Origin of the sequence: Kitasatospora sp. NPDC088351 (genome assembly GCF_040685575.1) — a bacterium.
GTDB lineage: Bacteria > Actinomycetota > Actinomycetes > Streptomycetales > Streptomycetaceae > Kitasatospora.
The window spans coordinates 43,666-59,930 of the sequence record NZ_JBFBIL010000049.1 but is presented as its reverse complement, the minus strand read 5'-3'; the positions used below and the strand labels follow the sequence as shown (position 1 = coordinate 59,930).

Genomic DNA, 16,265 nt, shown 5'->3' with positions numbered 1-16,265 from the left:
AACGGGACTGGTGACGCCACGCATGGCTGCTCTGCGGTGCGGGGGCAGCAGGCGCCTACTGCCCGGGAAACAGGCGTTACTGACGATCCGTCGGATCGACCTGGCGACGACCATAACGCACATCGATGGTAACTTTTACATGGATTCGCGATGTTCCCCCTAACGTGGCAACGACAGCCCGAACACCGGCTCCGAATGGACCGATGTCCAGCCAGCACGGCAGACTGAGAACACCCCTGGCCCGGAAGGAACCCATGGCTCGACCGAATCCAACGCTCCGTCAACGAAGGCTGGGCGCAGAGCTGCGAAGGATGCGCGAGCAAGCCGGCTTCGGCGGAAGCCAGCTCGGCCGCGCGGTCGGAATGAACCCCGCCCAGGTGACGCAGATGGAGTCAGGGAAGATCGGCATCAGCGTGGAACGCCTGCGTACGATCGCCGCAGCGTGCATGTGCGTCAATCAGCCTCTGATCGACGCTCTCGCCGACATCATCACGGAGCGCGAGAAGCCCGGCTGGTGGGAGGAGTACCGCGGAACCCTGGCCACGGACTTCCTTGAGGTCGCGGAGCTCGAAGGCCACGCGCGGAGGCTCTCGACCTACACGATCACGTTCGTCCCTGGACTTCTCCAGACCGGCGCCTACGCATCTGCCGTATTCTCCGGGTCATTCCCACCTCTGCCCCGTCACGAGGTCGACCTCAGGACGGCTTTTCGCATGCTGAGGCAGCGCATCGTGAGGTCCGGCACCACGCCGTACTCTGCGTTCATCCATGAGGCAGCACTGCGGATGCAGTTCAGTGGAACAAAGGTCCTCGCCGAGCAGCTCGACTCCCTCATCGAGGACTCCGAGAGGCCGGGCACCTCAGTCCGAGTGGTTCCGTTCTCCGTCGACGCTCTACCCAGCCCCAGCGAGAACTTCACCTACGCCGAGGGGCCGATTCCCGAGTTGGACACCGCACAGATGGACACCGGGCCCGGCTGCCCACTCTTCGATGCCCCGGCCCACGTTGCAAAGTTTCGGGCCGTCCTCACCCAGATGGCAACAACCGCCCTCTCCGAGGAGGAGTCCCGAGACTTCATTCAGTCCATCAAGAAGGAAATGGAAAGTAAGCATGGCTAGTTCCGCATGGCAGAAGTCCAGTTACTCCGGCGCGAACAATGACTGCGTCGAGGTACGTACCATCGACGGGCTGGTCCAACTCCGCGAGTCCGACACCGGCGACATCATCGTCCGCACCACCCCCACCAAGTTCGCCAAGTTCCTCCAAGGCGCCAAAGCCGGCGAATTCGACCACCACGCCAGCCCCACCGCCTGACCCCGACCGACCAGCAACACACCTCACAACCTAGGGCTGAGATGTCCAACACCAACTGGCAGAAATCCAGCTACTCCGCCGCAAGCGACAACTGCATCGAAGTGCGTACCGCCAACGGCCTGGTCGAACTCCGCGAATCCGACACCGGCGACATCATCGTCCGCACCACCCCCACCAAGTTCGCCAAGTTCCTCCAAGGCATCAAGGCAGGCGAGTTCGACCACCACGCCTGACCCACGCCAACCAGCAACACCCCTCACGACCTGGGGCTGAGATGTTCAACACCGACTGGCAGAAATCCAGCTACTCCGCCGCACACAATGACTGCGTCGAAGTGCGTACCGCCAACGGCCTGGTCGAACTCCGCGAATCCGACACCGGCGACATCATCGTCCGCACCACCCCCACCAAATTCGCCAAGTTCCTCCAAGGCGCCAAAGCCGGCGAATTCGACCACCACGCCTGACCCACCGCCTGACCCCCACACCCACCGGCGGCCCCTCGCTCACCCGAGCGAGGGGCCGCCGTGACCGCACGCGTCAACAGCGAGTCCGACACACCGGGGCCCCTGATCGCCAGCCGTCAGACAGAGGAAGAGCTCAGCGCGGCCAAGGTGGCCGCCGGAAAGGTGTCCGCGGAACCTAGCGCCGAAAGCTGGTCCGAACCGACAGTGAGACGGGCCAAGAGACGCGGGATAGACAGGGGTCGAGCCCGGTGATTCCAGGTCCCTCCGGTATCGGTCGACCAGCCCGGCGTACCGAGGGTCTGTCCCGGTCCTACTCTCCGGGGTCAGGTCCCGTGTAGGCCGGCGAGCGGAAGATACGGGGGAACGCTCGTGAACCGTGCCGCTGATCGAGCCACCCCGCCAGCTTGGCCAGATCACCGGTGATCACGGCCCCGACTATCAGTTCGTGCAACGTCTCCGCGTCGGCCCCGCCCATCTCTGCGAGGAAGCACTGGTACCGAGCCCCGACGCCGTGTTCGTATCCGGCCATCGCCAGGTGGAACAGGGTCGCAACACCGGGCTCGACGTGGTCGAAGTCGGCCGGCTCCAGCCGCCCCGTGGTATCGCGGAAAGCCAGGCGGTCATGCACGGCGACGCGCCCGGCCAGGCCCAGGCGGTCGGCCACCGCAGCTGCGATCGTCCGGGCCTCCCGATCAGTGGCCCCCTCCATCACGATGCCCAGATTCCGCGTCGACGTGGCGTCGTCCCTATCGCGGGCGGAGTACGTTCGCCCTTGTAGGTCACGCCAGTTGATCCCGTACCGGCTGCGTATCACCTGCCCCTCGGGCGTGATCACCGACGCCAACTGGAGATGCCGGTAACCCTGGTTCGGGTGGTGAAACCCGCCGAACGCATCGGACCGGATCGAGCGCACCCCGACCCACACCCGATCAATCGGCAACAGCTGACTCAATCCCAATTCCCGGTACCGGTCGGCCAGTAGATACGCGCCCTGCCGGAACACCTCCCGCGCCGCGTCATCCACCCAGGTGTCCAGCACCCAGTGCAGCAGCGAGAACGTCACGTGCGGGTGCGCCTGGTCGAGCGCCGTCGTCGCCCGTCGCGCGGCCAGCAGATACGCCAGCTCGGACTGCTCGGCCAGGTCGCCGGCCAGGTGCTCGTTCGGCCCCAGGCACGAGGGCGTGAGCGATCGACCGAGGGTCAGAACCGCCGACGTCCGATCAACTGTTGGTGCGACTCCTGCACTCCCTCGGGAAGATTGTCCGGTGAGAACCATCGAGCCTCCAGGATCTCGAACGAGGCCACCTTGATCCGGCCGCTGACGTACAGGGCCTCGTAGGCGACTTCGACACGCAGCTTGTAACCGCTCTTCAGGTGCGCCAGCTCGCACACCTTCACCGTGAGCCCGGCCTCCTCGCGGACCTCGCGCACGATGGTGTCCTCGAAGGTCTCCTTCGCGTTCGCGTAGCCGGTTGGCAAGCCCCACTGCCGACCCTCCGGCCACATCCGGTGCTTCAGCAGCAGCACTCGGCCGTCCTGGTCACGAACGATGCCCGTCACGCCGACCATGAACTTCGAGTGCCACAGCCACAGAACGCGCCACTGCATCGGACCCCTGATGATCCGCCAGAGCTTCGCAGCGATCTTCTTCAACGTTCGGCCCCTTCCACGTCCGCACGCCGCTCGCGCGGTCGACCCACCATCCCGCACCCGACGACCCGCACACCAAATCCGTGATATTCTGATCACCCTACGTAATGTCAGCGGCGGTGCCGATAGCGCCCGCGCTTCGTATGCGCGACCGCTTGCGCGGCTGCGGCGGCAGCTACGGGAACTTACGCTCCTGGGGCGGTGGGCGACCCAGAGAGCCGGGGTGCAGAGATCGAACAGCAGCCACCCAGCGTGCTCCTCGGCCGGCCCCTTGCGCAGGCACTTCGCTTCGCCTCACTCGCAGAACGGCCAGCCGGACGAACACGGCTTCGAGCACACAGCAGCGGCGACGCTGGAGTCGTACTCAGCCAGACATAGCCGGCTCCTCTTCGCTCGGGATTCACCTCTCGTGACGAGCGTAGGAAGAGCCAGAAGCCGGCCTCAAGAAAGTTGCGGATAGTTGCGCTCTGATCAGCCAAGTGCCTCTGTCGCCGCCACGATAAGAGCCCGAGCCTCTGCCCCATAGACGGCAAGTGATTGCAGCTCAGCGAACGTTCGTACGTACTCGCGCACCTCACCGGGCGTCGTCACGTTCACGGCAGCTGAGACGAGTTCGACCTGCACTCGCTGATCGTCGTGGACCCGGAAGGACTCCACGGGCCATATGGTCCGCTCAGCGGTGAATGGAATGATCCCCAGGCTGACACGCGGCAGTGAGATGACGGCGAGCAAATGCCCAAGTTGACCTGCCATCACCTCCGCGTTCCCGAGCCGGTAGCGCAGCACGGACTCTTCAACGACAAAAACGAAGCGGTGATCACCAGTATGGATCACCTTCGCCCGCTCCATCTTGGCCGCGACAGCCCGCTCCAGGTCATCGGACGTCCGGCTCGCATCAACAAAGCGGGACATGATCGCTGTCGCATAAGCCGAGGTCTGGAGAACACCAGGGATCACGTCCGAGGTGTAGAAGCGAAACGCCTTGGTCTCCTCGTACAGCTTGGCGTACGAGTCCTGGAGGTTCCGAAGGCCGCCGGCCCGAAGCCTTCGCCACTCCATGTACATGGACTCGACGGCCCTTGACACCGCGATCAGGTCGTCCACCTGATCTCCGGCTCCGCACGCCTCGCACCACGCCCTGATGTCGGCTTCGGACGGGGCGGTTTGGCCATCCTGGATGCGTGAGGTCTTGGCAGGGTGCCAGCCACACCGGGCAGACAGTTCACGCCCGTTGATCCCCGCATCCTTCCGGATGCCCTGAAGTCGATCTGCGAGCGCCTTCCGTGCGGCTTGAGCGCTGGATGACGGGGAAGCTGACGGCATGAGCTGGCTGTCCGGTGTTCGTAGCTGCTGCGGCGAGGGTCAGACGTTGTACTGGTCGTGCGGGGTGGCCCGCTCCCAGACCGATTCGAAGGCGTCCACGCACAGCTTCGCCACAGCCGGTTCGGTCCGGAGCTCCTTCGGAGGTTCAGCCCAGTCCCCGTCACCGGTGAAGTGGTTGAAGACAACCGTCCCCCCGTCGAAGACCCAGAAGTCGTTCCCCGGAAGTACCAGGTCCGAGGCCTGACGCCTCGGCAACCACCGGACCTGTTCCCCGGACGCGAGGTTGACAACGGTGCCGCCGTACTCGTACCGGATGTAGTCGGTCACAGGCTCCGACACGATCCGGGCGCGGCGGATCACCACGCCACGGGCAACAGTCGCCGCGATCTGCTCGACCCACGGCCGCCAGTAGTCCGAGCTCGGGTCGTTGTCCCGCTCGCCGGTCTTCTGCCACCGCCTGAAACCGGAGGACTCGCCACCCACGCCGTAGGCGTCTCGCATCTCCAGATGCACCGCCGACCGTTGAGCCCCGGCCAGCAGGTCATCAAAGCCGGGCACCGCCGGCTGCCCTGCGTTCTGCGACACAACACGCCTCCCTGATGATCGGCACCAACAGCGCCCCGTGGGTGGCCACACTTGTAGTCGCGTCCGCCGGTCGAGGACCGTGCTCGATCACAGCCTGGTGGCCAGCCAGATGGTCACGGCTGCGGTGACGGTGAGCCCGGCGTTGAGTGCGATCCGGCGGTCTTGGCCCATCAGGTGCACGGCGATCGCGCCGGTCTGGAGGAGTACGAAGCCGATGGCCGCGGCTGGCGCCGACAAGACAGCGATGCCGGTCAGCGGTGGCAGGATCAGGCCGGTCGCACCGAGTATCTCGACCGCCCCCAGCGCCCTGAGGGCAGGCAGGGGTACGCGATCGACCCAGGCCATCATCGGTCGGAGTTGATCGCGGCTGCGGATCACCTTCAGCGTGCCTGCATAGAAGTAGAAGAGCGCGAGCAGCCCCGCGACGATCCAATAGGCGATGTTCATGGTTCCCGTTCATGGGCCACCGGTTCACGGGGACCCGTCGATCGCGTCGCTTGCCAGAAGAGTCCTGGTGAAGGCCCGGTCCGTCGTCCGAGGGACTCGGACGACGGACCGTGGAAGCGCCACCGCCCTGCCGGTCGAAGGAAGGTGGCCGGTCCGGACCATGCCGTCGGCTTCAGGCGAGGTCGGCAGCGGGCTCGGTTGCGTAGCGGCTCATCGCGTCGATGTTGGCCAGCGGCGTCAGCGGTCGGCCGCTGCCGAGCACCTCCTGGAGGTCCCGGAAGTACTGCACGTACAGGTCGGGGGTGAAGGTGCTGAGCATGACGGCGGGTAGGTCGGTCAGGTTGGCGAAGGTGTGCGGGGTACCGGGCGGAACCATCACGAGCGTGCCCACGGCGGCGTCGTAGTCCTCGTCCCCGACGGTGAACCGCACGGTGCCGGAGAGGATGTAGAAGCCCTCGTCGTGCAGGCCATGGCGGTGCTGCGGCGGCCCCTGGGTGTGCGGGGCGAGGACGGACTCGGCGATCGCGAGGCGGTGCCCGGTGTGGCTGCCGTCCTCCAGAACGCGCATGCGCGTGGTGCCCAGAACAATCGTCTCGCCGTCACCGGGACCCACCACTGACACGACGGGATCAGTCTGTGACGCGCTGGTCTTCGCTTCTTCGGTCATGCTCACAAGTGCACCGCCGAGAACCTGCCCGCGTCCAAGACCCATCCCGTGGCGCCGATACCCGGTGGGTATCGTTGCAGTGTGGAGCTAAGGACCTTGCGCTACTTCGTGGCGGTCGCCGAGGAACTCCATTTCGGCCGGGCCGCCACCCGACTGCACATGAGTCAGCCGCCGCTGAGCCGGGCGATCAAGCAGTTGGAGGCCGATGTCGGGGCCCTGCTGTTGACCCGCTCGCCCACGGGGGTCACGCTCACCCCGGCGGGCTCGGTGCTGCTCGACGAGGCGCGGGCCCTGCTCGACCATGCCGACCGCGTCCGGGGACTCGTGAGCGAGGCGGCCGGCGTCGCGACCATCACCATCGGCATCCTGGGCGACAGCACCGACCCGGGAGTGGGCAGGCTGGCCGCCGCCTACCGCCGAAGCCACCCCGGCATCGACATCCGCATCCGCGACACCGACCTGACCGACCCAACCTGCGGGCTGCGCGCCGGACTGGTCGACATCGCATTGACTCGGGCACCATTCGACGAGACCGCCCTGACGATGCGGGCACTGCGGACCGATCCGGTCGGCGTGGTCCTGCGCGCCGACGATCCGCTGGCCCGCCGCGACGGGCTGCGCCTGGCCGAGCTGAACGACCGCCGCTGGTTCCAGTTCCCGCAGGGTACCGACCCCGTCTGGCAGTCGTACTGGAACGGCGGCAGGCCGCGCGAAGGCCCAGTGGTGCGCGCCGTCCAGGAATGCCTGCAGACCGTGCTGTGGAACGGCACGGTCGGCCTGGCCCCGCTCGGACACGACCTGCCCTCGGAACTGGCCGTGGTGCCGCTGATCGACATGCCGCCGAGCCAAGTGGTGGCGGTGTGGAACGAAGGCGACACCAACCCGTTGATCCGATCCTTCGTCAGGACCGCGACGGCCTCGTACCGTCACTGAGCACCAACAACCGGTGCCGCAGGCGCAGTCGAGGGCGTCTTCGGGGGTGCCGGCGAAGCCGCTGGTGGGCAGGATGGCGTCTTGGTGCTCGTCGGTGCTCGCGAGGTAGAGGGCGAAGCCCCAGGTACTGGCGGATCCGCCGTAGCGCAGACGCATCTGTTCGCCGTCATTCAATCGAGGCGTTTGACAGCGAACCCAGTCGTTCAGGCTTCCTTGTCAGCGAACCGGTCGCTCTTCGGCCCGATGCCTTCGATCCTGGTCGGAGTTCCGTCCGGGGCGAACGAGTGGTGGAAGGTGAAGGCGTGCGGCGCGGAGCCGTGGTCGTGGAGGTGTTCCAGCCTGGAAACCCCGTCCTGCCAGGTGGGTGTCACGCCGTCGGAGACCCACCAGAACACGTAAGCCGGGTGTCCTGTCCTCTCGAACCAGTCGTAACGCCTGTTCAGCGCCTCACGGTGCAGACCGGTGTAGATGGCGTCGAAGGCGGGGCGCAGGTCGGTCCAGAGTGAGAGTGTCGCGGCCAGGGCGATGGTTTCCACCGTCTGGCCCTTGCCGTACCAGGTCGGTACGACGAACTCTCCCCACGCACCCCAGTCCAGGTCGAAGTGTGTGCCCTGGCCGCCGTCCGCCGCTTCGGCATGAGCGAGGTATCCGGGGTGCCGGCTGATCTTCCGGTAGATGGCCTCGCCGCTGTCGTGGAGTTCGCGTGTGAGAGGTGCGGGATCGGCGAGAGGTGACTGCAGGACGCCGAATGTGTACAGCGCAAGACGGGGCATGCGTCTCTCCCTGGTCGGGGGGTGCCTGGTGTGGACCTGGTTCGGTGGCTTGGGCATGGGGGCGAGGATTCGTGGGGCGTGACCGACTCGTCCCGTCGCGGGTGGCTCGGCCTGAAGGAACTCCTGTGCGGCCGTGGGCGATCGCCGAAGACCAGGTGAAGATAGCTGCCTCTGCGGCCCATGTCGAAGTTGCGTTTTTCCTGCCCAAGTGGCCTCTTGCACCGGTCATTACGGGGGCTGGGGCGGTGACGGGCGGGGCAGGCTGCGGGTGCGGGCACAGTGGTGCTGCACGCCGCGCGTGGACGCCCCAACGCATGCATCGCCCGGGAGACGGGGCTGCATTTGGACACCGTGCGCCGCTGGCGTGGCCGGTTCGCCCAGGCGGGCCTGCCCGGGCTCGAAGACCGTCAACGCTGCGGCCGTCCCGCCTCGTTCACACCGCTGCAGGCCGCTGAGGTCAGGGCGCCGACCTGCCGGCTGCCTGCCGAGAGTGAAGTACCGCTCTCACGCTGGTCGTGCCCGGAACTGGCCCGCGAGGCCGCCCGGCGGGGCATCGCCCCGTTCATGTCGGCGTCGACCGTGCGCCGCCGGCTCGCCCAGGACGCGCTCAAACCCTGGCAGCACCGCTCCTGGATCTTCATCCCGGAGGTAATCGCACTGCCGATCCTGTCCGGGCCGCTGCCGTACCTTGAGTGGATCACCCGGGCGACCCGGCCCGCTGAGGGCCAGTGCTCTGACCGCATAGACGCCGGGTTGATTCAGTCGGGACCGGTCCAGCAGTCCGAGTAGCCTCGCCCTGTGGTGGATCAAGAGGAGTACGTCCGGTATCGGGAAGACTCGAAGGTGCTGGCAGCGATCGGGGAGCATGTCGACGCCCAGGTCGGCCGTGTCACGGTGCGACTGCCCAGGGCTGTGGCCGAGGCCGCGGTGGCCGCTTGGGAGCGTGACGAGTTGGGTGACCTCGGTGAGGAGACCCATGAGCAGTACGAGCTGCGGGGCCAGGCTGGTGATCTGGCACTGATCGGCCTTGAGATCTCGGAGCGCGGCCGCTGGGAGGGCGAGGAGGTCGTCATCGACCTGCATGTCGCCTTCGCGGGGGCAGCCTCGCGGGCGTCGCTGTAGTCAGGCCGCAGCGGCCACCGGTCTCCGCCCTGCGGATAGCCGCTCATCCCTGGCTGCGTCAACGGCACGCAGCGGCCGCGTCCGGCTCCGTTTGTGTACCGACCGATGGCCGGGGCCGCGCGGGTGAATGCGCGCTGAGACACGCTGCTGCGGCTTGACGATCGTGGTGATGACCACCGAAACGGACATTTTCGACGTCGGGTGCTGCGAGGCTGTGGGGGCGAGCCTCGCAGCACCCGCATGGAACAAGGGGCGGAGGCCAGGAGACGGATCTCAGCCCGTAGGCACCTTCGAGGAGTGGTGGTTGATGATCAGCCAGTGGCCGCCACGCAACTCGTACACGTAGGTGTAGCGGGCGTTGATCGTACTCTTGCTGCCGTCCTTGTCGGTCAGCGTGAACTGGTAGAGGCCCGTGTCGATGGCGCTCGTATCGTTCAGGATGTTGATGTACCGCTCCTGGATCTTTCCGACGGGCTTGCTCTCCAGAAATTTCGTGAAGTAATCGACGATCCCGGCGCGGGTGGTGCGGATGCTTGCGACGGTGGGCAGCAGCACGGCGCCCGGGGCGTAGAGATCCGCGACACGGTTCGGGTCGCCGGTGGCCAGTGCCGCGTTCCAGCCGTCGAACAGGGCGGCGATCTGCCCTGGAGTGGGCGGCGTGACGGTGGCGGGCTGCGCGGTGCCTGCCAGAGTACTGTGCGTCACGGCAGGCCGTACGTCGCTTCCGGCCGCGTACGTCGCTCCGGTTCCCGTGAACAGCACAGCGGCGGTGACCGCGATCGCGGCATAGTGCGTGCGTCTCATTCAGCACCTCCTGGGTCATCGGTGGTCGAACGGACGGCTTCACCCAGCCTCGCCCAGCGCAGTCGATCTCGCATGCCGACAGGACTGGTGTCCAGCGGCACTTGAGCTGGGTGCGCGGAAAGACCCGGAGATTCGATCAGCCGGTGCCGGACCCACGCACGGCATGCTCCCAGAGGTCCAGCCCGGCTCGGAGGAGTTCGCGCACGGCCGCGGTCTCCTCGTCCGTCCAGGCTCCCTCGCCGGCGGTCGGTTCGAGAGCGTCACCGCCGAATATCTTTTCGTAGGCGCTGTCGTGGATTGATCCCTGGGAGGGAAGGGGCGGGCCGGCCTTCAGGCTGCGGGAGAGGTCTTCGAAGAAGTTCCACGCCTCCAACAGCAGTCCTGCCGACACCGAGTCAAGGTCGGGGTGCTCGACCCATCGCCGTACGACGGCCAGATCGAGAGTGCCTTCGCCCTCCCAGATGAGCTCCCGGTCGTTGCGCTCACAGTATTCCCGCAGCGTCTTGAGGTCTTGGAACGCGAGGAGTCCTCCGAGGTCGTCAACGAGGAGCTCATCGGGTGCATCGCCCTCGCCGGGCCGCCAGATCAGCGTCAGGTCCCCTCTCCTGGTCACGATGCGGTACGGAAAGTAGTCAGCCATGCGGGTCTCCCGTGGTGTCGCGGCGACACTCGCCGCGTGGGTCATCCTGCCCGCAATGATCGTCGCGTGGTGACGTCGGATCAGGTGGAGCTGTGGGGTGCGGAGCCGGCGGTTCGGCGAGTCCCAGGCCGGTACCGCCGTCGTGCGGTTGCCGGACGCCCCAGGCGCCCGCTGAGCACGCCGCTTCGCCGTCGGCGCCCCCTTCAGGCCGACTTCCTCGGCCTGAAGGGGTGGCGCCCTCGCGGGCCGGGCGCCCGGTCACCGGAGTACTGGCCCAGAGCTGGTCCAACTCGCGCTTGTCCGTGTCGCTGTTGGCCGAGACGACCAGGACACCACCTGGCCGAAGGACTCCCGGGCCGCGGTCGCGGCGCCCGATCGGCGGACCGGACGCCGCTGCCGCTCACCTCGGGCCGGTGAGGTGACCGTCCGGCCAAGGTGCCGGGCGAGGAACCGGGCCGCGCTGTCGGCCTCGAACCTGGGCATGTCGAAGTGCTGGCCCGTGTTGGCGTGCGACGTCCTCTCCTTCGAGGCGAAGGCGTCGAACAGCGCGAGGCCGGCCTCGCGCGGGATGCGCTCGTTGTCCCACGGCATGGCGAACTCGATCGGGACGGTGATCTGCTTCGCCGTCTCGACCAGGGCATCGGGCCACATCATGCGGAGTCGCACTCCGTGAAGAACCTGCCGGTGGTTCAGGAATCCTGTCGCCCCGAGCCGTCGGTGTCATCGGCGTCGACGGCAGTGGCGTCGCTCAAGTCCTCCACTTTCAACGGCCGTTGCCCGTTGAACACGATCACGAGACCGTAGGGGTCGCAGATGGGCATACGCCCCTCGGCGAAACGCAGGTGCCACTCGTCGATGTAGAAGTTGAGCTGCGGGGAATCCAGAGGAAAGTCTGCGACAGGCAGGCCGCGGTAGGACTCCGACTCCGCTTCGGTGAGACCGAAGAAAGCCGGGTCGGCCTCCAACGCCTCGCGCACGAAGCGGAGCCCCGTCTCAAGGTAGTGGTCGAGCCTGCCGAGTACCTCGCCGACCAGGAGAAGATCGGCCTGGTCGATGTCGTCGGTACCTTCGAGCAGAATGTTGGCCTCGACGGGGGCACCGTACAGTGTGCTCCTCGGCACCTGTGCCACACTCCAGACCCTCAGCTCATCGGGCCCCCGGTCGAAGAGCAGCCGTCCGATGCCGCTGCGGAAGACGTTCGAGGACACGGTGACTCCATCTCGCGAAACTCGGGGCGCGGTCGCCGGCTCGCCTGCGTCGGTCGCGACGACGACGGAAACGAACAACGGTACCCCGGCATGCGACTCCGGGCTCCCCGGAGCCGGGGTTCACGGCCGGGCCCTCCGCCTCCGCGAGGATGACCGCCGAGATGTCCGTCCCCACGACCCGGAGTCCGAACATGCCCACCGCACCCGTGATCCTGAGCGGCACCCCCGGTTCGTTCGCCCGGGGCGTCTTCCACGAGCGGCACCCGAAGCTCATCCAGCAGGTGCTCGACGCACTGCCTTACGGGCCGTTCGAGCGAACCGCGATCGAAGAACTCCTCGCCGAGAGCACCAGCGGTGTGCTGGAGCCGCTCGACGAGAGTGCCCACGATCACCAGCAGTGGCTGGAGTGGGGCGGCGAGGGCGTGTTCGGACGGCCGTGGAGCGAGGCGCCGTTCCTGTGGGCCGAGAGCTACTTCTACCGCAGGCTGCTCGAAGCCACCGGCTTCTTCCGGCCCGGGACTTGGCAGGGCATCGACCCGTTCGCACCGTTCAAGCACGCCGAACTCGCCGGCCCGGCCGTCGACGCCGAGCTGGCGGCCCTCAGCGGCCTGCCCTCTCTGGCCACCGAGAAGCGGGGCGAGGTGCTGCTCGCGTCGGCGCTCTGGGGCAACCGGGCCGACCTCGGTTTCCAGATCACCGCCTCGGCCGACGACGCCCCGCTGCCCGCGCTGATCGCCGACGACGGCCCGCTCCTGTGGTCCATGCTCGCGGCCGCGCGCGACCCGAGGGTCTGCGTCGTCGCGGACAACGCCGGCCGGGAGCTGCTGCCCGACCTCGTCCTGATCGACCACCTCCTCGCGAGCGGGATCGCCGCCGAGATCGTCCTGTACGTCAAGCCCTTCCCCTACTACGTGTCGGACGCGACCACCGCGGACGTCCTCGCGACCGTCGACCGGCTCCGCAGCGGCCCGGGCCGGGAAGCGGAACTGATCGGCCGCCGGCTCTGGCAGGCGATGAACAGCGGCACCCTCACGGTCCGCACGCACCAGTTCTTCTGCGCGCCGCTGCCGTTCCACGACATGCCCGCCGATCTCAGCAGCGAGCTCTCCGGCGCCACGCTGACGATCACCAAGGGCGACCTCAACTACCGCCGCCTCGTCGGGGACCAGCTCTGGGACGCCACGGTCCCGTTCGCCGAGCGGGTCGGCCACTTCCCCTCCCCTGTGGCAGCGCTCCGCACGTTGAAGTCGGACGTCATCGTCGGTCTGGACGGACCGGTGGTCGCCGGGCTGGAGGCCACGGGGGAGCCGTGGCGGACCAGCGGCAAGTACGGCATCATCCAGGTCCACGCCCAGGCGTGACCCGTGCGGGGCACCCGGATGCCCTCCGGGACCGGCTGGAACTGCGGGCTGTCATGGCGCTGGCCGGCGGTGACGCGCAGCGACAGTGGCTTCTGCCCCCGTTCCACAGCCAGGTGCAGCTTGGTGGTCAGCCCGCCGCGCGACCGCCCGAGGCCATGGTCATCCGGTTCGGTAAACGTGCACAGCGGAAAGTGCCTGGAGGTCGCGGACTGGCGGACCGACAACGGCGCACCGGTCCGCCAGTGGGACTGCACCCGCGGTATGAAGCAGAGTTGGAGCTGGGAGCGCAACAGCCCCAGCGGGGGCTGGCGGATCACCAACGGCCACCGCGTTCTCGTGCTGGAGATGGGCGGCTGGGCCACCAACAACGGTGCCACCGCCGATCAGTGGGCGTCCACCGGCAGCGCCAACCAGAAGTGGTCGGCGATCGCGCGCTGATCTTCGTCAGTGCCCGGCCGGCCCCCGCAGCGTGGATCCTCGGCGCGGACGTGGCCGCGGACCGGTACGGCCCCGAGATGCCCTGGGTGCGAAGGCGCGCACCATGGGTCATGACGAGACCCGGGGCGCGCGGCGTCGCGGAGTTCCGCCGGTGGCCCCTCGCTCATCCGAGCGAGGGGCCACCCTGTTACGACGTGACGTCAGTTGTGGTTGCCGCCGCGCCGCTTGCGGGTGATCAGGACGAGGGCGCCGCCGAGGAGGAGGACACCGCCGCCGGCCGCCGCGATGGCGGGGGTGGCGTCGCTGCTACCGGTCTGGGCGAGCACCGGGCCAGGGGTGGTGGGCACCGGGGTGGGCGTCCGGCTGGGCGTGGGCGTCGCCGTGGGCGTCGGGGTCCGGGTGGGCGTGGGCGTGGGGGTCGGGGTGAGTGTCGGTGTGGGCGTGGGGGTCTTGGTGGGCGTAGGCGTCGGCGTCGGCGTGGGGGTCGGAGTCGGGGTCGGGGTCGGAGTCGGGGTGTGGCAGACCTCGATCGTCCTGGTCTCCGTCTTGTTCCAGTCGCTGTTCTTCGGGTCCTCGGTGGTCGTGACCACAAAGGTCGCGGCGACCGGCGCGGAGTGGTCCTTCACCGGGAAGGCACCGTGGTACTCCTTGCCGAACTCCTTCTGGTCGAGCACCTTTTCGCCGTCGATGGTGAGGCTGACGGTGTTCTTCACACCGTTCGTGTCGCTGTAATTGGTCAGGTCGATCACGACCTTGTCGCAGCTCGTCGTCCACGTGGGAATGTGCGCCGAGGCGTTGGTCGCCAGGGCCACGGGCAGGAGGACGGCGGCCGCCGCCGTTCCCGCGAGTGCCGCGCTCCTGATGCCGAGCTGCCGCTGCTGTCGCGCCATTTCGTTGTCCCCTCCGAACGGTCTTGTGCAGCAGGCTTGTTGAGTGGTCAGGCGGTGGCCCGCTACGGCTGTCCGGGGGGACTCTACCGGCACCCCCGCACCTCACCACACCCCGTCGTACGGCCGGATTTCGTCTGTCCGTCCGCCCCCGGATGTGCATGGCCAGCCCATCACACCCGTCACCTCGCACAACACCGATTCGGCAAACTTGAATGGATTCCGTCACACCGGCCAAAAAGTGTTGCCCCCGGCGGTCCGATTCGACCACCGAGGGCAACATGAACGATCAATCGGCATGCGGTCAGGCCTTCTTGGCCGCCCGGCGACGTGTGGCCACCACGATCGCGCCACCGGCGGCGATCACGACCGCCCCGCCGATCGCCAGCGGAACGACCGGCCCGGAGCCGGTGTGCGCCAGACCGCCGCCGGCGTTCGCCTCCGCGGACGGGCTGGCCGAGGCTCCGGCACTCGCCACCGCCGAGACGGAGGCCGAGGGGCTGGCCGAGGCACCCGGGCTGGGCTGGCCGCTCGCCGGGGCGGACGGGCTGCCGGAGGCCCCCGGGGTCGCCGAGGCCTCCGGCGTACCCGGCGTGCCGGGCGTGCTCGGGGTGGTGGTCGCCGACGGCGTACCGCTCGGCACCACCGGCGGAACGGTGGGCACGGTGGTCGGCGGCGGGACGACGGTCGGCAGGCAGCCGGTGAACGGGTAGTGGTGCGTCTCGGCACCGCCCTTGCCGGTCAGCGACTTGGCGATCACCGAACCGTTGACCGGTCCGGCGCTGCCGAGGTCGAACGCGGCGTTCGGCGCCAGCACGGTGCCGGCCCAGGCGGCCTGGCTGTTCTTGACCACCCTGGTCGCGGTCGGGAAGTTCCAGAGCAGCTTGGCCCGGACGGCCCCGCCGGAGGCGCTCTGGAGCTTGTCGTCCAGGACGTAGGACTCCTTGGCCGCGTCCCACAGGTGGAAGCCGGTGGTCTTGGCGGCGGCCATGTCGTACGCGTCACCGGTCACGTTGATCACCGTGACCGAACCGGCCGGCACCTTGATGAAGACGTTGGTGGCGCCCTGGAGCGTGCCGGCACTGACGGTGAAGCTGTTCAGCTTGGCGTCGCCGCTGCTCAGGTAGAGGTCCGCACCCTTCGCCTCGACCTTGGCACCGGCGGTCTGCGGCGCGGCGGCGAGCGAGGAGGAGGCGGAGCGCAGCTTGGCGAACTCGGCCTTGAAGTCGATCGGGGAGGCACCTTGGCTGATTTTGCCCTGGTGCGCGTCGATGACGGCAGCGTTGGCCTTCGAGCCGAAGACGCCGTTCCCCTTCATGACCTGCGTGTTGTGACCGGTGATGCTGCCGGCGACGACCAGCGCGTTGCCGCCGGGCAGGGCCGCGATCTGGCCGGGGGTGAGCTCCTGACCGACCGAGAAGCCGCCGGTGAAGTTGGCGTTGCCGCCGACCGCCACCGCGCCTTCGGCGTCGGGGGTATGGGTGTCGTCGCCCTCGATGAACTCCCCGTAGAGATTGGCCACTCCGAGGCTCTGGCACTGCTCGCCGGAGCCGGTGGCGTGGGCGGCCGGGGCGATGAGACCGGCCAGGGCAAGGGATCCGCCGAGTGCGAGCGCAGCGGCGGGTATGTGTATGCGCATGTGCAGGA

22 protein-coding genes and 1 pseudogene are annotated in these 16,265 nt (G+C 67.9%); 9 read left to right on the top strand and 14 right to left on the bottom strand.

All coding sequences use genetic code 11. The annotated features are described in order from the left end of the window. The first annotated feature begins 203 nt into the window (after positions 1 to 203). The 4 genes from AB0P06_RS27925 to AB0P06_RS27910 are packed head-to-tail and all read left to right on the top strand — an operon-like array spanning position 204 to position 1,780. Positions 204 to 1,118, top strand: coding sequence for a helix-turn-helix transcriptional regulator (locus AB0P06_RS27925; RefSeq protein ID WP_363612020.1), 915 nt, complete (start codon positions 204 to 206; stop codon positions 1,116 to 1,118). Then, positions 1,111 to 1,314, top strand: a complete 204-nt coding sequence (locus AB0P06_RS27920; protein WP_363612018.1) for a DUF397 domain-containing protein — start codon at positions 1,111 to 1,113, stop codon at positions 1,312 to 1,314. The genes AB0P06_RS27925 and AB0P06_RS27920 overlap by 8 nt, the downstream gene beginning before the upstream one ends. Positions 1,315 to 1,355: 41 nt before the next feature. Beyond that, positions 1,356 to 1,547: a DUF397 domain-containing protein gene (locus AB0P06_RS27915; protein ID WP_363612016.1), complete on the top strand. Its 192-nt coding sequence runs from the start codon at positions 1,356 to 1,358 to the stop codon at positions 1,545 to 1,547. Positions 1,548 to 1,588: 41 nt separating this feature from the next. Then, positions 1,589 to 1,780 carry a DUF397 domain-containing protein gene (locus AB0P06_RS27910; RefSeq protein ID WP_363612014.1) on the top strand — a complete coding sequence of 64 codons (192 nt, stop codon included), beginning with the start codon at positions 1,589 to 1,591 and terminating at the stop codon, positions 1,778 to 1,780. Positions 1,781 to 2,090: 310 nt separating this feature from the next. Here the strand turns inward: AB0P06_RS27910 and AB0P06_RS27905 are convergent, their stop codons facing one another. From AB0P06_RS27905 to AB0P06_RS27880, 6 genes are all read right to left on the bottom strand, one after another. Next, complete coding sequence (locus AB0P06_RS27905) at positions 2,091 to 3,056, bottom strand: hypothetical protein (protein WP_363612012.1); 966 nt, start codon at positions 3,054 to 3,056, stop codon at positions 2,091 to 2,093. Next, positions 2,981 to 3,433, bottom strand: a complete 453-nt coding sequence (locus AB0P06_RS27900; protein ID WP_363612010.1) for an NUDIX domain-containing protein — start codon at positions 3,431 to 3,433, stop codon at positions 2,981 to 2,983. The genes AB0P06_RS27905 and AB0P06_RS27900 overlap by 76 nt, the downstream gene beginning before the upstream one ends. Positions 3,434 to 3,901: 468 nt before the next feature. Further along, the gene (locus AB0P06_RS27895) at positions 3,902 to 4,753 is read right to left on the bottom strand and encodes a helix-turn-helix transcriptional regulator (RefSeq protein WP_363612008.1); all 852 of its coding nucleotides are present in this window, start codon (positions 4,751 to 4,753) and stop codon (positions 3,902 to 3,904) included. Positions 4,754 to 4,792: 39 nt separating this feature from the next. Next, on the bottom strand, positions 4,793 to 5,338 hold the full coding sequence (locus AB0P06_RS27890; protein ID WP_363612006.1) for a DUF6879 family protein: 546 nt from the start codon (positions 5,336 to 5,338) through the stop codon (positions 4,793 to 4,795). An 87-nt stretch (positions 5,339 to 5,425) separates the two neighbouring features. Next, positions 5,426 to 5,785: a DoxX family protein gene (locus AB0P06_RS27885; RefSeq protein ID WP_363612004.1), complete on the bottom strand. Its 360-nt coding sequence runs from the start codon at positions 5,783 to 5,785 to the stop codon at positions 5,426 to 5,428. 172 nt (positions 5,786 to 5,957) lie between these two features. Beyond that, the gene (locus tag AB0P06_RS27880; RefSeq protein ID WP_363612002.1) at positions 5,958 to 6,452 is read right to left on the bottom strand and encodes a cupin domain-containing protein; all 495 of its coding nucleotides are present in this window, start codon (positions 6,450 to 6,452) and stop codon (positions 5,958 to 5,960) included. Positions 6,453 to 6,533: 81 nt separating this feature from the next. On the opposite strand from AB0P06_RS27880, the gene AB0P06_RS27875 reads away from it, so the two are divergent. Continuing rightward, positions 6,534 to 7,385, top strand: coding sequence for a LysR substrate-binding domain-containing protein (locus AB0P06_RS27875; RefSeq protein ID WP_363612000.1), 852 nt, complete (start codon positions 6,534 to 6,536; stop codon positions 7,383 to 7,385). A gap of 203 nt (positions 7,386 to 7,588) precedes the next feature. On the opposite strand, the gene AB0P06_RS27870 is transcribed toward AB0P06_RS27875, so the two are convergent. Next, positions 7,589 to 8,158, bottom strand: coding sequence for a DUF3291 domain-containing protein (locus AB0P06_RS27870; RefSeq protein ID WP_363611998.1), 570 nt, complete (start codon positions 8,156 to 8,158; stop codon positions 7,589 to 7,591). A gap of 279 nt (positions 8,159 to 8,437) precedes the next feature. On the opposite strand from AB0P06_RS27870, the gene AB0P06_RS27865 reads away from it, so the two are divergent. Next, positions 8,438 to 8,947, top strand: coding sequence for a helix-turn-helix domain-containing protein (locus AB0P06_RS27865; RefSeq protein WP_363611996.1), 510 nt, complete (start codon positions 8,438 to 8,440; stop codon positions 8,945 to 8,947). 9 nt (positions 8,948 to 8,956) lie between these two features. Continuing rightward, a complete protein-coding gene (locus tag AB0P06_RS27860) occupies positions 8,957 to 9,280 on the top strand; it encodes a hypothetical protein (RefSeq protein WP_363611994.1) in 324 nt (107 codons plus the stop codon). A 273-nt stretch (positions 9,281 to 9,553) separates the two neighbouring features. Here AB0P06_RS27860 and AB0P06_RS27855 read toward each other — a convergent pair whose 3' ends face one another. The 4 genes from AB0P06_RS27855 to AB0P06_RS27840 all read right to left on the bottom strand — a co-directional run bounded on the left by AB0P06_RS27855 (position 9,554) and on the right by AB0P06_RS27840 (position 11,932). Beyond that, the gene (locus AB0P06_RS27855; protein ID WP_363611992.1) at positions 9,554 to 10,084 is read right to left on the bottom strand and encodes an SgcJ/EcaC family oxidoreductase; all 531 of its coding nucleotides are present in this window, start codon (positions 10,082 to 10,084) and stop codon (positions 9,554 to 9,556) included. Positions 10,085 to 10,220: 136 nt separating this feature from the next. Then, positions 10,221 to 10,724 carry a hypothetical protein gene (locus AB0P06_RS27850; protein ID WP_363611990.1) on the bottom strand — a complete coding sequence of 168 codons (504 nt, stop codon included), beginning with the start codon at positions 10,722 to 10,724 and terminating at the stop codon, positions 10,221 to 10,223. A 258-nt stretch (positions 10,725 to 10,982) separates the two neighbouring features. Next, a complete protein-coding gene (locus tag AB0P06_RS27845) occupies positions 10,983 to 11,378 on the bottom strand; it encodes a hypothetical protein (RefSeq protein ID WP_363611988.1) in 396 nt (131 codons plus the stop codon). A gap of 35 nt (positions 11,379 to 11,413) precedes the next feature. Next, entirely contained in the window at positions 11,414 to 11,932 is a 519-nt protein-coding gene (locus tag AB0P06_RS27840; protein ID WP_363611986.1) for a hypothetical protein, read from the bottom strand. A gap of 191 nt (positions 11,933 to 12,123) precedes the next feature. On the opposite strand from AB0P06_RS27840, the gene AB0P06_RS27835 reads away from it, so the two are divergent. Then, complete coding sequence (locus AB0P06_RS27835) at positions 12,124 to 13,293, top strand: damage-control phosphatase ARMT1 family protein (protein ID WP_363611984.1); 1,170 nt, start codon at positions 12,124 to 12,126, stop codon at positions 13,291 to 13,293. 11 nt (positions 13,294 to 13,304) lie between these two features. Here the strand turns inward: AB0P06_RS27835 and AB0P06_RS27830 are convergent. After that, a pseudogene (locus AB0P06_RS27830) lies at positions 13,305 to 13,445 on the bottom strand (IS5/IS1182 family transposase); the annotation flags it as partial. Positions 13,446 to 13,470: 25 nt separating this feature from the next. Between AB0P06_RS27830 and AB0P06_RS27825 the strand changes: the two are divergent. Continuing rightward, entirely contained in the window at positions 13,471 to 13,731 is a 261-nt protein-coding gene (locus tag AB0P06_RS27825) for an RICIN domain-containing protein (protein ID WP_363611982.1), read from the top strand. 200 nt (positions 13,732 to 13,931) lie between these two features. Here the strand turns inward: AB0P06_RS27825 and AB0P06_RS27820 are convergent, their stop codons facing one another. Together AB0P06_RS27820 and AB0P06_RS27815 are read right to left on the bottom strand one after the other, a co-directional pair. Further along, complete coding sequence (locus tag AB0P06_RS27820) at positions 13,932 to 14,621, bottom strand: LAETG motif-containing sortase-dependent surface protein (RefSeq protein WP_363611980.1); 690 nt, start codon at positions 14,619 to 14,621, stop codon at positions 13,932 to 13,934. Between the two features lie 301 nt (positions 14,622 to 14,922). Beyond that, positions 14,923 to 16,257 (bottom strand): choice-of-anchor A family protein, encoded by a 1,335-nt coding sequence (locus AB0P06_RS27815; protein WP_363611978.1) that lies wholly within the window; start codon positions 16,255 to 16,257, stop codon positions 14,923 to 14,925. Between the last annotated feature and the right edge of the window lie 8 nt (positions 16,258 to 16,265).

What these genes read in the sequence shown, in the direction of transcription:
- AB0P06_RS27925 (WP_363612020.1), top strand. Translation starts at nt 204, where the DNA reads ATGTCCAGCCAGCACGGCAGACTGAGAACACCCCTGGCCCGGAAGGAA.
- AB0P06_RS27920 (WP_363612018.1), top strand. Translation starts at nt 1,111, where the DNA reads ATGGCTAGTTCCGCATGGCAGAAGTCCAGTTACTCCGGCGCGAACAAT.
- AB0P06_RS27915 (WP_363612016.1), top strand. Translation starts at nt 1,356, where the DNA reads ATGTCCAACACCAACTGGCAGAAATCCAGCTACTCCGCCGCAAGCGAC.
- AB0P06_RS27910 (WP_363612014.1), top strand. Translation starts at nt 1,589, where the DNA reads ATGTTCAACACCGACTGGCAGAAATCCAGCTACTCCGCCGCACACAAT.
- AB0P06_RS27905 (WP_363612012.1), bottom strand. Translation starts at nt 3,056, where the DNA reads ATGGTTCTCACCGGACAATCTTCCCGAGGGAGTGCAGGAGTCGCACCA.
- AB0P06_RS27895 (WP_363612008.1), bottom strand. Translation starts at nt 4,753, where the DNA reads ATGCCGTCAGCTTCCCCGTCATCCAGCGCTCAAGCCGCACGGAAGGCG.
- AB0P06_RS27885 (WP_363612004.1), bottom strand. Translation starts at nt 5,785, where the DNA reads ATGAACATCGCCTATTGGATCGTCGCGGGGCTGCTCGCGCTCTTCTAC.
- AB0P06_RS27880 (WP_363612002.1), bottom strand. Translation starts at nt 6,452, where the DNA reads ATGACCGAAGAAGCGAAGACCAGCGCGTCACAGACTGATCCCGTCGTG.
- AB0P06_RS27870 (WP_363611998.1), bottom strand. Translation starts at nt 8,158, where the DNA reads ATGCCCCGTCTTGCGCTGTACACATTCGGCGTCCTGCAGTCACCTCTC.
- AB0P06_RS27855 (WP_363611992.1), bottom strand. Translation starts at nt 10,084, where the DNA reads ATGAGACGCACGCACTATGCCGCGATCGCGGTCACCGCCGCTGTGCTG.
- AB0P06_RS27850 (WP_363611990.1), bottom strand. Translation starts at nt 10,724, where the DNA reads ATGGCTGACTACTTTCCGTACCGCATCGTGACCAGGAGAGGGGACCTG.
- AB0P06_RS27845 (WP_363611988.1), bottom strand. Translation starts at nt 11,378, where the DNA reads ATGATGTGGCCCGATGCCCTGGTCGAGACGGCGAAGCAGATCACCGTC.
- AB0P06_RS27835 (WP_363611984.1), top strand. Translation starts at nt 12,124, where the DNA reads ATGCCCACCGCACCCGTGATCCTGAGCGGCACCCCCGGTTCGTTCGCC.
- AB0P06_RS27820 (WP_363611980.1), bottom strand. Translation starts at nt 14,621, where the DNA reads ATGGCGCGACAGCAGCGGCAGCTCGGCATCAGGAGCGCGGCACTCGCG.
- AB0P06_RS27815 (WP_363611978.1), bottom strand. Translation starts at nt 16,257, where the DNA reads ATGCGCATACACATACCCGCCGCTGCGCTCGCACTCGGCGGATCCCTT.